At 52.1% G+C, this 13622-nt stretch carries 5 protein-coding genes; all 5 read right to left on the bottom strand.

Going from position 1 to position 13622, the window contains the following annotated elements:
- Positions 1-145 precede the first annotated feature (145 nt).
- Positions 146-403: a hypothetical protein gene (locus FRY98_RS18795; protein WP_148454828.1), complete on the bottom strand. Its 258-nt coding sequence runs from the start codon at positions 401-403 to the stop codon at positions 146-148.
- A gap of 356 nt (positions 404-759) precedes the next feature.
- Complete coding sequence (locus FRY98_RS28675) at positions 760-1269, bottom strand: hypothetical protein (RefSeq protein ID WP_249043464.1); 510 nt, start codon at positions 1267-1269, stop codon at positions 760-762.
- Between the two features lie 14 nt (positions 1270-1283).
- Entirely contained in the window at positions 1284-8810 is a 7527-nt protein-coding gene (locus tag FRY98_RS29010) for a polymorphic toxin-type HINT domain-containing protein (RefSeq protein ID WP_249043463.1), read from the bottom strand.
- Between the two features lie 36 nt (positions 8811-8846).
- Positions 8847-10775: an S-layer homology domain-containing protein gene (locus FRY98_RS18730; RefSeq protein WP_170287127.1), complete on the bottom strand. Its 1929-nt coding sequence runs from the start codon at positions 10773-10775 to the stop codon at positions 8847-8849.
- 1895 nt (positions 10776-12670) lie between these two features.
- Positions 12671-13507, bottom strand: coding sequence for a YitT family protein (locus FRY98_RS18725; protein ID WP_148454824.1), 837 nt, complete (start codon positions 13505-13507; stop codon positions 12671-12673).
- Positions 13508-13622: the final 115 nt, after the last annotated feature.

Raw genomic sequence — 13622 nt, 5'->3', positions numbered from 1 at the left:
GGCTTGCCCAGTAAAACCTAAGTTAGTTTATTTTTATTAATTTTCTGTTCCCCCAAAACTCATGTTTAATAAAGATTTCTCCAGTATCTAACTCTTCAATTTGTTGCCTATCCACCGGCTTTATTTTTCCAAAGTAATCATCCTCCTATAATTTTTCCAATGTAAAAATTATATTTTCTCTTTTTACTTCTCTGACCAGGACAATATTAGGCTCGATATCAAAATATTGCTCCTCTTGAATTCTTGTTTCAAAATCCTGTTGTAGTCTAACAATATCGTAAATTATTACATTGAAAATTTGGCCATCGACACATACAAAAATGTCATCACGATAACCTCTATGGCTAGACTCCACTTCAGTACGATCAGAATTATCAATACAGTACACAGAATTTTTTTTCATTTAATGCCTCCATTAATTTACTGTTTCAAGAGGATGGGAACAAGCTTCGTAACCTGATACAGTAAAGTGATGTATCCCATAAGCGTGCTCTAGAATTGTAGGTGTTACCCAGGCAACAACGAAACGAGAAACCCCACAGCAGGGTTTTACTTTATATTATGGTAGTGAGCTAAACTATTTTTTAAATTTTACTGCATAAGTACCAATAAGCAGGAACAACTCATAAATATATCAAAATTTCATACGAATTTGATGAGAGTTAAGTTCTTCAGGAACGCGAAGCCCAATTCATTCGGCATTAGATAGGGGTAAAGAAAAGCCTTGAGGATGACCATCCTCAAGGCTTTTCAATTTGGCTACTCCGTTACAGATACTTTGAATCTCTCTTTAATGTTAGGTAGAGCATTGTCGAGGAAATCTTGTTTATTAGTAAAACCTAAATAATAGTCATAGTCCTCTTCATCAGTTGAAGAATAATATTCCTGATGAAAAAGAACGTTTGAATACTGCTTGAACTCTCCTCCCCGTTCAATAACTACACATCTAAACAGATTATCAATTTCGATTGCTTGCAATATATCTTCTTTTTCTGTAGCTGAGAACCAAATTATTTTGGGTGGCATATTCGATTCATCCCAGTGCGGTATAGTTTCCGCCCAAGGCAGAACCCATTCAGAATTTACGAATACGCACCTATCAATGATAAATTTTTGCTTACTTGCATCACATAAATGCATATTTCTTTCATAAAAAGAAAAGAGCAAGGTTGAGTTCTCTGCTACCAACAAACTAAGAATAAGAGCTAGATTCTCATTCGTTTCACTATGTTTAATCATACCGTAAGACGGCTTAAAGACAATCTTCAATCACATCACCCTATTCAATCAAAATAATAATGTTCCGACGTAGTCTTCCCAGTCTTAGGGTCAATATAATGGAAATGAGAAGGAACATACTTGTTAGGGTCAATGACATCCTTTTGGAAGTAGTGGATTTCCCCAACCTTGTTGCCATCTCTATCGAAAACATCTGTTTTAAGAATATCAGTTTTATACTGTCTTCCTTCCTTAAATCTTTGTTCTTTTAACCAGTCTTTTTGTGAACCAACACCAGTCCATTTTTTATACTTGCTGACATCAGCAAAATCACATCCACCAATATTATGAACCCATATTCCCAAATCACTTACAAAATACGTGTGGAAATCAACAACAGTAAAATTGTATACCTTTACCTTCTCATCGTGATGTACAATTTCTATGTTGTCAATCTTTAGATGTTTTTCGTTACTTTGTACTAACTCATCGCCCACCTTCAAATCAACAGCAAGCACCCATCCCTTGCCATCAACCCAAAATGGGTGATTATCAGTTGTCTCAATAATCTGACTACCCACCGATAACTTATAAGTTGTATCTTTCTCATTGCGATGAAGGGCGGTAACCACCTTGTAAGCCTGTTCTCCAGTCACATCATCCTTAGCAAGAACCTTATCCCCTACCTCAATCTCCTCGATCGGCTTCTCCCCTTCGTCCGTCAGAACTTTGGTGCCTCCGACAAAACAGTTGCATCCGGACTTTGCCGGAGCCTTAGGCGTCTTCCCGCGCAGATTATTCTTACCCGGTGTAGACTTGACTGGACTACTCTGAACCATCCCCCTGGTAGCCATGCCACCAGCCAATCCCATGCCCAGTGCAGCGGAATATTCAGCTACTTTCGAATCAAAAAACGCACTTGCCAACTGCTCCTTCGCCCAATCCGCATTTCCGGCACTGTTCTTATAGGCGCTTGTCCCGGTTAGCAGACCGTATAGGTAGCTGTACTGGTTTTCATCCATATAGGATTCGAAGTTGTAGCGATTCCAAATGAAGTCCTTGTAGAGCTGATAATTTTCATTTTTCTTGCTGAAATTCGATTTCTCCCTGGCTTCGGCCAGTAAGAGTTTCAGTTCCTGGACATGATAAGGTTCAAATTTGAAATGTCCGCTCGGATCCGTATAAATCAGCGGATTATTCTCCACATACGTATACAAGTTCAAGGTCTGTGGATTGTTTATATCCCCTTCATACGTATCCTGACTCACAAATCGTCCAAGACTCGGGTTAAAATATCTCGCCCGCGCGAAAGAAAGACCGCCCGCGGCATCATAGCCGAGCCCCGTGTAGCCGAACAGGTTGTCCGGTCCCGGATAGTTCAGGTCGAACTTCTCCGGTTCTTTCGGTGTGCCGAACTCGTCGTAATGATAGCGAAGCGCTACCTCTCCACTTCGGTTCAGCAAGGCTAGCGGGCTGCCCAGCATATCGTTCAGATAGTACAAAGTTTCAGGCGCCGTGTTCGGTGCGGCTCCACTTGCCCCAGGAGTTGGCTCCCAATCGGTTTTGCCGTCCGCACTCGGCAGATAGCTCATGCTGAGCCGTTCCCCGGCTGCTCCGTAAACGTAAGATTGCTCCCATTTCGTGCCGCTGGTATCTGTCGCATACAAAGGCTCCGGCCATGGACTGGTCAAGTCGTAGGTGAAATAGACTTCGCTCTGCTGCTTCTTGAATTGCGGTTCCCAGCCGCCACGCGATCCTGCCGGATGGCCGGATGGATAACGGTCTTGCCGGCTGCCGGTTCCGACGGATATGCCCATGTATACCCGGTTGTTGTCCCCGTCATACCGGTATGCCGACTGGTCGCCCGCCGGGTTGATGTGACCGATCAAGCGGTTTGCCGCATCCCACGTATACGTCTCCAGTACGCCGGGTCCTGCAAGCGCGGCAGCCGTCATCGGGTCAAAAACATCCGGTCCGTAGACTTGGTCCGTTACGCCGGACTGATCAGGTTCCAAAGGAGCCGGATCCATCTCAGTCGAGTCGGCCTGTGTCGGATCCACCAGCGACGGATCGATGGAAGCAGGATCGATAGGGGTTAGATCCAACAACTTCGGATAAGAGTCCGCCTGATTTGGATGTACCGGGCTTGTTCCGTCCGGGTTCAAATCGCCCCGGTTCGTCTCGCCTCCCGCGAACGGGTCAACTAACGCGTCCGCCAATGGATTTACGGTATCCAACACGTCCGGTTTTCCCGTGATATCCGCCGGGAGCAGCGGGTCCGTGTCACCATTACCATAAACATCCTGCTGCACACTCTTGGAAGCGAGGCGCATCATCGCCGCGGCGCTATCGACTCCCTCTACCTGCAGCAGGTTGCCGCGTAAGTCATACGTGTAGTCTTTGAAGTCGGTCCCTTTTTCCCAGCGGGTCAGTTTGTTGGCCAGATCGTACGTATAACTCTCCACTTGCGGCACGCCCTGAACGGTCTGCGTCTTCTTAAGACGGTTGCCTGCCGCGTCATAAGTGTAGGATACGGTCGAACCGTTCCTATTCTGAACTTCGATTAACCGGTTCAAGGCATCGTACGTGTAATCCTCAATGTCCGCCGGCTTTGGCTCATCCTGCGGCCGGTCTTCATCTTTGCCTTGCTCCTGCCGTTCCTTGCGGGTGATGTTGCCTGCCGGATCATACACATATTTCAGTTGCTCCAGCAGTTGTCCTCCGGCGTTGCGGTGCTCGATTCCGACCAGTTGGCCGAGCGGATCGTATTGATAGCTGCTCGTCTCCCCGCCCGGCAAGGTCCGGCTGGTGATCTGGCCGTTTAAGTTATAGCCATAGCCGGTCTTCTGGCCTTGGCCGTCCGTAACCTGGGTGATCTGGCCCGCCTTGTCATAGTCATAGACCACGGAGGTGTTGTCCGGGTAAATGATCCGGCTGCGCTGGCCTGTTGTCGTCCACTCATAGCGGACGTTGCGGCCGCGCGGGTCGATCATTTCCGTCAGACGGCCCAACGCATCGTAGTTATACCGGGTCTGACCTGTAGCGTCATCCATCGTCAAACGGCGATTGGCAAGGTCATAGCCGAATGTGACTTGCTGACCGTCCCCGTACCGGATTTCGGTTAACCGGTTCCGACGGTCATACTCGTACTGTGTTGTCGTATGGTCGGGAGCGATGACCGATTTTACGCTGCCGTTGCCGTCATAAGTCATGGACGTAGCTTCCTGCAGCGGGTTAACCGTGCTTTCCACCAATCCGCGTTTATTGTAACTGTAGCTTGTAACCGCGCCCAGCGGGTTCGTCTTGGTCAGCAGGTTGCCCAGCGCATCGTAAGTATAGGACGATGTGCCGCCTGCCGCGTCGGTAACTTCGGTCAGCCGCCCCAACGCGTCATAGCTGAATTTCGTCGTTTGTCCTTTGGCATCCGTCAGTTCCGCCACTTGTCCGAGCGCGTTGTAAGTATATCTGGTTTCATACCCTAACGCATTACGGATCAAGGTCGTACGGTCAAGCGCGTCATATTCGTAGGACGTAGCGTTTCCTTCGGCGTCCGTGTACGAGGTTAACCGCCCGCGGCCGTCTCGTACGGCGGAGGTTGCACGGGACAAAGGATCGACCGTTCCGCTTTCCAACCCGCGCTCATCATATTGGGTCGTCCAGGTACTGCCGTCCGGCAGCGTGGTCTCCACCCGATTCCCGGCGGCGTCATACGCATATTGGGTGATGTAACCCAAAGCATCCGTCTTCTCGATCATTCGGCCGGCCGCGTCATAGTTGTACCAAGTGCTGTTGCCAAGCGCATCGGTTTCTTTGATAAGCCTTCCCGCTGCGTCGTATTTATACTGTTTTACCGCTCCAAGTTCATCCTTGATCGTTAAAACCTGGCCAAGCGGATTATACGTGTACTCCGTCGTATTGCCTTCGGCATCCGTGATGGCGGCCACATTGCCATTGCCGTCATACGTGTAGGCAGTGCTGTTGCCGTCGGCATCCGTCATTTTGGCGACCCGGCCCATGCCGTCGTATTCATAACGGTTGACACCGCCGTTCCCGTCGCTCTCCTCCACGACATTTCCGGTCGCATCGTACACGTTTTCGCTAAGATGACCGAGCGGGTTGGTTACCGACGCCATTCGGTATACCTCATAGCCATAGGACGTTTCCGAACCGGCCTCATCCTTGTAAGTCAAAAGATTACCGTTGTGATCATACGTCCATTCCGCCCGTTGCTGCAGCGCGTCCTTGCTGGACTGGAGCCGATCTTTAGCGTCATAAATGACTTCTTCAATCGTTCCTTCACTATCCCGGGTTGACGTAACGCGGTGAAGCTCGTCTCGCTCGATCTCCAAAACATACCCGGACGGATCGGTCACCGATTCCACAAATCCGGCCGCGTCAAGCGTATACCGGGTTGTTTTCCCGCGCTTGTCCGTCACTTGCGTCGGCACGCCGCGGTTATCTCTGTCGATCTCGACACGATGGCCGAGCGCATCCTCTTCAGCGGTCATATTGCCTGACGCATCATAGGTATACTTCACGGCTTGGCCGAGCGGGTCCGCAACCTCCACCGGAAGGTTCAAATCATTATACCGGATCACCGTAGACTGCCGGTTTCCGTCGGCGACCAGCACCTTGTTGCCCCGGAAATCGTAGTTTGCCGTGGTTTTATAGCCGTTGCCGTCGGTGACGGCGGCCAAGCGGTGACCCGCGTCATACTCATACTGCCAGTTGGAACCGTCCGGCAGCCGCAAATCGGACAGCAAAAACCGGTCTCCCCAGACGTAAGTCGTCGCATGGCCGAGCGCATCCGTACGCTTCGTTTCGCCGACCGTCAGGAGCGCGGCCGAAACGCCGGCAGACGTGGCAGTCGCTGTACTTGCAGTTGCAGCCTTCGCACGACTCATCCCGTCCGCTGTGACCATAGACGGCGTTTCAGGATATGTCAAAATCGTCTTGCCGCTCCCGACGCCGACGCGAACTTTCGGCGTCTGGTTCGGCACCATATCGCCGCCGATGGCGAACACCCCGCCCGCGACGACGGACATTTGATTGTTGACATGGACATTGTCGCGGACGAACAAATCGCCGCCCGGGATGTTCAAATCGGCAAGCTGGTTGTTGGAGACAATTCCGCCCAGCGTCATCTCCTTGGCGATGTTCATGATGACTTTCGTATTGATCGACAAGTCGCCCCGGACGATCACAGTCTGCGCGTCCACCGTCAACTGGCCGCTGTTATACGTCAAAACTCCCGCATACAGCGTATCGTCGACTTTTACCGCCGAATCATTGTTCAAGTGAATCGTACCGGTCGCCCAAATGTTTCCGTAAGCCCCGCCCACTTGATAAGCGTTCAGCTTCAGCTTGGTATTGGCGTTAAGCCCCTGCTTCAAAATCAGCGTGCCGTAAATGGTGACAGTGATATCCTGATTCGTGTTGATTCCGTCCGCGATCAAAATCACCGGCTTGCTCGAGCTGCCGAAAGTCACGCTTTCTTCCACATTCAGCTGCCCTGCCCGGACGATCACCGGACCGCTTCCGCCGCTTGCGGCGGAAATTTTCTTCTTCACGGCGTCGATGTCCCCTGCGGTTCCCGAGCCCGCCGCCGCTTCAAACGCATCCGCCTTGTTCTGTATGCCTGCCGTCAAACCGTCCAGATAGCTCGTAATGGCAGGCTTCAAACCCTCTACGATTTTGTAAGGAGGAGCATTGCGCAAATTGTGCATCGTTCCCGACAAAATCACGATGTCCGATTCCGGAATATCCCGCCCGTTGTTCGGGTCGATCGACACCGGACCGGTCGGCTGCTGCGGCTCCTCCTCTTCGCGCACCACCGGAGCGACTTTCCCGCTATATTCCGCCGTCTCCGTCGCGCCATAGAAATCGGTAAGGCTCGTCACCCGTTGATGCGGGTCATACGTCACGCTCATGACCGCCGTTTGGGCCGGGTCCGTTACCGACACCACATGATGGTTCCCGTCATAGCCGAACTTCGTCACCGAACCGTCCACATCGGTAAAAGAAACCAAATCTCCGGCGCCGTCATACCCGTATCCCAGCTTCCGGCCCGTATGATCGGTGACCGATTCCAGTTGCCCGCTTCCGTTATAGCTTAATGTGAGGGACGCTCTGTCCGTCGTTACGCTTTGCAAAAGCTCATTTTGATACGTTAGTGCAATCTCATTGCCGTTCAAATCCCGGATGGAAGCCAGCTGTCCGTTACCGTCAAACTGGTAGCTGAGGCCCTGCGGCGTCTTGAGGACATGTCCGCTTCCGTTTTGCTCCAAAATCCAGTCCGTTCCCGCCGGAGTTAAATACTTGCCGCCCGCCAACGGAACAAATTCAAAGCGCGCTCCGTCCGGCTGCATCAACTCTTGCTTCCCATCGATCGGCGTGAGGCGCCATTCATAGGAATGGTGCCAGCCCAAGCCGCTCGCCCCGGTGTACGGGTCACGGCTTAGATAAGATAAGCCGAAGCTCAGCGGCATGAGCTCCTGCAATTCAAGCACATCGGTGGAATAGGCAAAATCCCCGCGCGCCGGCTCCACCACTCCGCTCCAGGATGGATTGACGATGCGCAGCCGCTTTTGGATCGCTTCAGCCGTAAACTGCGCCAAATCCGCCTGGGTGATTTGCCCGGCCGTTTGCGGATTAATCAGCAGGATCGACGAACCGGACACGTTGTCGTCCTCTTTAACGGGACCCAGCCCGTTCCAGGCCGCAATCTCCTGTGCCTTAGCATGAACGGAAGCCGAGGAATCCGCCTTGTAGTAATAACCGGCCAGTGCCCGCCAGGTGACCGGGAAACCCGGCACCGTGTAGCGCAGCACTTCCTTGATCTCGGAATAGCTGGAATCTTGTCCGCCCCGGTGGCTGCGGGCGGCGATTTGAAGCAGTTGACCGGCGGGCAGATTCACCGCCTTGCTCCACTGCCCCTGCCCATTCACCGCAATTCCGGTCTGGCTGTCCACCAGCTTGCCGCTTGCGTCGCGCATTTCCAGGCTGACCGTTGCTCCGGCTTCGGCCGTCCCCTTGACCACCGTCGATCCGGAAGCGCCCGCTTCCAGCATGATCGAAGCCGGCGGCTTCGGCCGGGTGCCGTTCACGATCTCGAAACTGCCGATCTGACCGTAATACACGCCGATTCCGTTATAGTCGGCCGGAGATACGGCGATATAGTATTTTCCTTCCGGCAGGGGGACACCCCCGATTTTCCCGTCCCACTCCACTTCGTGCACGATATACTCGCCTTGCGCATTCTTGGTGCGGTATTTGCCGCTCGCAATCAACTGACCGAGTTTGGGCGGCCCTCCGTTGGTGCCGGGCGTACACAAATTAATGTTGACTTCATGCTCCGCCTTACCGCTATCCGCGGCGCTGAAGCTGAAGCTGATGACGGTCTTTTCGCCCAGGTCCGTGTTGATCTCGCTCGGCGAGATGCGCAGGTTGGTCGAGGCGCTCGCCGTTGGGATATTCATGCCGGGAACCCAGGGAACCGAGGTCACCAGCAGTACGAGGACCAGCATGCTCATCAGCACGGCTTTGGACCGGACTGCGCGCCATGATTGGAATAAGTTCTTCACTACATTCATTGACCTGTATCTCTCCATTCCATAAAATCTATGAAATTACAATTGTCCGATCCGCTCCAGCAATCTATAGATGACTACGGCGGCTTCCGCTCTCGTGGTGGTGGCGCGGGCGTTTATGGCGTCGCCGCTGCCCTCCACGAGCCGCAACGATACCGCTTGCTCCACGAGCGGCAAGGCCCATGCGCTGATGCTCTCACGATCCTTAAACCGGTCCAGTCCTTGGCCTTGAGCCTGGCTTTCGCCAAGGCGGTCTTTGGCGGCACGGACCAGCATCGCCATCATTTGTTCCCGGCTGAGCGCGTCTTCCGGCCGGAACATTCCTTGATCGCCTTCCACTATGCCTGCGGCGGCGGCGGCTTCCACCCAGCCGTAGCTCCATTTGCCGGAAGCGACGTCCCGGAAGGTCGGCTGCGCCGGGATGATCGGCGGAATGCCAAGCGCGCCGGCCAGCATCTTGCTGAACTGGGCGCGGGTCAAAATGTCCTTAGGCGCATAAGTATCCGTGCCCGTACCGTCCACGATGCCGCGGGCGGCCAGCACTTCCACTTCCTTCACGGCCCAATGGCCGGCATTCACATCATTGAAGCTCACCTTCCGCAAAAGTACAGCATACGTGCCGGACGAACCGATCGGGGTACGGACGTAACGTCCATTATGTTCGCCGGTGCTTCCGCCAACATAAGTCCAATACCCGAGCGAATCATCGTACCGGTAAATGCCCAGCTTCTCGCGATGGTCCGTCCAATAAGCCTCATTGTCGTACGCGAGGGCAAGCTGCGCTTTTTTGCCGAATTCGGCGGCGGCCTGAATATTCCATACCGCTTCAGCCGCTTCCAGCGTGCGTCCTTTCTCGTCTTTCAACGGATAGCCCGCTTTGTCCACCTCGGACACCGTCACTTCCGTCTCCTTGGCAAAAGTCCCCGAGGCCACCTCCAGCTTGACCCGGCCATCCGTGAGGCTGAGCGTCCCGCCTTCGGCGCCCACGACAAATTTGGCCGAAGCTAGTGCGGCCTTATTTCCGTCGTTCTGCGCACCTGAGTGGGATCCGGTTGAACCTGAAGACGACGAAGATCCCCCGCCCGTCACCGGTCCGGTGCTATTTTTGCTTAAATCTAGTGAACCCAGCGAACCATCCGTCACGGTGTAGAAAAGGCGGTCGCCGCTAAAACCTATGTATTTTTTGCCGGATCCGGCTTCACCCAGCGAGTATACTTTGGCCGATGCCAGGTCTACCCCCTTCAACACCGCCTGCCCGCCTTCGTTCATCATGAAGACCGCCTGCGTGTCTCCCATCGACATAAAGGCATATTCTTCGGCCTTGGCGCTCATCTCCGTCAGATCCTGCGGATCGGACAGCCGGTTCTGAAGGGAAACCATCCCATACTTGCTTTCGAGCTGGCCGTTCTTTTGTTTAAAAAGCACGTACTCGCCGTTCGTCACAAACCAATCGACGTAATGGCCTCCTCCCAGACTGACCAGGGGACGCTTCACGCCGCTGCTCAGCTCAATCATGCTGAGTCCGCCGTCACGGGCATTTTGATATACGACCCTCCCTTGGGTCAGCACCGGATAGCGCCCTTCGCCGAGCGAGGCTTCAGCCCCGTTGGCGGTATCATGATAAATCATCCGGCCGTATTTCTGGTTATCCGCCCAGACGACGCCATTCCCGCTTACGGAAGGATGGGCATATTCCCCGGCCTTGTTGTTCAGTTTCCGTTCCACCCCCGTGGTCAGGTCGTAGCTGTAAATGTCCCAATTGGCGGACGACGGGTCTTGTTCCCCTTTATCCGCCCAAACGATCGTCGTCCCGTTGATATAAGGCACATCCTTCGCCGTGTTCCGGGTGGTGAGCGCCTTGATCTCACCGGTCGTTTGGTCGCGGGCGTAAATCTGCCGCTCTCCATCCGCCGCCGTATTCAGCCAGACGACGGTTCCCCCGGACACGCTGGAGTCGGACTGGCTCATTGCACCCACCGGGACCGTACCTTCTCCCGCAGCTTTAGCCGGGGCCGCGGTAGACCCGCCGAAGCTTCCCGCGAGGCAAATTGCAGCCCAAAGCAGGCCTGTCCTCCTCCAGCGTCGGGGTCCTCTTTTTGTTGCGTGTTCACCCATGCTTTCGCAATACCTCCCATCTATATAAGACATAGTTCCTAATTCCTGCGTCCTATGTCTTATATATATATCGGAAGCATTAATTGGAAATGAAGGGTTGTCTATGGTTGGTAGTAAATAATACCCAGTTGACTAATACATCATCAACCAATGCAGTAGGAGAAAGCTTCCCTGGCCGCACACTGCATTAGCGGCCTTTTGGTCCGCTATCTCGACCCGATTCGGCCCCACGAGAATCATAGCGGCCCAAAAAAAAGCACCGACGTTGCATTAAACCTGACATCGTGCTGCCTACCCACAATCTCTCTTGCCGCCGCCCGTTGCAATAGCGGCGTTTTGGGCTGTTATTTCGGTCAGATTCACTTTCGCGGGAAAAATAGGGGCCAAAAAGGGCCTTATTGTTCTGATGTAGGTCCCAAAATCGGGTTTCGGCCCGCTTTTCCCAAAAATAAGGCCTTAAAGGACCCCTATTTCACACCGAAAGGGCGAATTCGACAAAATAGCGGCGCAAATGGCTCTTATCCACCCGCCCGGCTATCAAAGGGAGGCGGGCTCCGACGAAAAGGATAGGATGTTGACCGAGAATTGCAGGAGTCTGGAAATTTTGATCCAACAGAAAAAATATAATTGTGCAGGAATTCTATGTAAAACAAGGTTGTCTGATGGAGCAGTGGATTCCACCATTAAGACCAAACCCCGGCCGGAGAATGCTGCTTCTTCGCCTGAACCGTTTGCAGATGGAAGGGTTACCGGGCTGATAGCTTCATTCCAAGCACGGAAAAATAAATGGCCTCCTTTCCGCGCCATGCGGATCAGGAGGCCATGTTCTGCCCCTATGTGGACAGTCTCATGCTGTTATTGTACATTTCAGTCGCACCCGAGTAGGGGTGCGATTTTGTTGAAGGGGCGACAGATGCCAAAGCATACATATTTCAATCCACGCACCCGCATAGGGTGCGACTCGTCAAATTCGCGGCGAATATGGCGTAACGGTTAAATTTCAATCCACGCACCCGCATAGGGTGCGACGATCAATGACGTTTCCCTCCAGTTCAATTGAGTGGATTTCAATCCACGCCCCGCATAGGGTGCGACATTTGGTTCTTAACAAACGAATCAATTTGATCTTTATTTCAATCCACGCACCCGCATAGGGTTCGACTAGAAGTATCGACACTCGTTATCTTGGGCCACTCAATTTCAATCCACGCACCCGCATAGGGTGCGACGGATAACATGCCAGGAGCAGATTTTCGAGGTACAGCCGATTTCAATCCACGCACCCGCAAAGGGTGCGACGGAAACCTTGCAGTGGACTTTATCAGCACTAACAAATTTCAATCCACGCACCCGCAAAGGGTGCGACCCCGATTTTTAACATAGAATAAGCTACAAAATGAAAATACTGTAAAAACAGGCTTTCTAATCAGCAGATCTTCTTCTCTTTCACATAAAATAAACTAACTTTTATGTAAAATAAAGTAATTCCCTTGGTGCGAATCCCCCAGGAAAAGCATGTTCGCTTCATATTCGCACCCATTCGTGCGTTCTCCTTTAAGGTCGACACCTATATTTAAGAAGGTCTAGATTTCACCCTATTCCCAAAATAATATAAATCTCCTTTTTTAGAAAGCCTTAACGCCTGCATGATTACTTGAGAATTGGCCGGAATCGCCCATTGGCGATATATCCCACCATACTCTTTTGCCGGCTCAACGTCCTCGACCCCATATTGAATAACCATGCTCCTACTTCGAAATATCCAGGAACCCTTCTCCAAACACATCCCGCACATCGTGGATGGTGAGAAACGCGGCTTTGTCGATGGATCTAACAATCTTTTTAAGCGTCGATACTTCTTGCTTGCTGATGACGATGTATAGAACCTCCTTCGGATTTTTCGTATAGTATCCATGGCCGGACAGAACTGTAACTCCACGGTCCATTTGGGTAATGACCATCTCGGCGATGTCGTTTTGTTTCTCCGAAATGATAGTAACGGCCTTTTTGGGATTCAGCCCCTCAATGATGAAGTCCATCACTTTCGTACCCACATATAAAATGACGATCGTCAGCATCAGTTTTTCCGCACCAATAATAAAGTAGGAGGAAAAAGCCACGATCAGATCAAAAAACAACAACGCATAGCTGATATTCCAGTCGAGATATTTATTGGCGATCCGGGCCAGAATCACGGTTCCCGCCGTCGTTCCCCCGACCCGTACGATCAGGCCGATTCCGATCCCCACCAGCACACCGGCAAAGATCGCATTAATGACCGGCTCGTGCGAATCGATCCTCCAGTTCTCCGTGAAGTGCAGAAACAGCGAGTTAAAAGCAACCGCAATCACTGTATACACCGTCGTCTGCCGATCCAGAAATCTGTAGCCGACAATCAACAGCAAGCCATTAATCACTATATTAACTAACGAGGGCGACCACTGAAACAAATAGTACAGAATAATGGTGACCCCTGTAACGCCCCCCTCGCCAAACTCATTCGGAATGACAAACAGATTGACGGCCAGCGCAAATAAAAAGGCCCCCACAATGATCAATGCGATATCCGCAACTTTCTTTTTCATCACTACTCTGATCCTCTCTCCTCCGATAAATCGCCGGACGGGATTCGCCGACTCTGGGGTTACAGCACACTTACAACCAGATCATCGTATCCACTTACTTCTATAAAGTCAATAT

Origin of the sequence: Paenibacillus faecis, from assembly GCF_008084145.1 — a bacterium.
Lineage (GTDB): Bacteria > Bacillota > Bacilli > Paenibacillales > Paenibacillaceae > Fontibacillus > Fontibacillus faecis.
The sequence above is the reverse complement of the archived record's forward strand: the minus strand, read 5'-3'. Positions and strand labels throughout refer to the sequence as shown.

Bases quoted from the DNA above. Each gene is read 5' to 3' on its own strand.
- FRY98_RS18730 (WP_170287127.1), bottom strand. From the start codon at position 10,775: ATGAGCCAGTCCGACTCCAGCGTGTCCGGGGGAACCGTCGTCTGGCTG.
- FRY98_RS18725 (WP_148454824.1), bottom strand. From the start codon at position 13,507: ATGAAAAAGAAAGTTGCGGATATCGCATTGATCATTGTGGGGGCCTTT.
- FRY98_RS18795 (WP_148454828.1), bottom strand. From the start codon at position 403: ATGAAAAAAAATTCTGTGTACTGTATTGATAATTCTGATCGTACTGAA.
- FRY98_RS29010 (WP_249043463.1), bottom strand. From the start codon at position 8,810: ATGAATGTAGTGAAGAACTTATTCCAATCATGGCGCGCAGTCCGGTCC.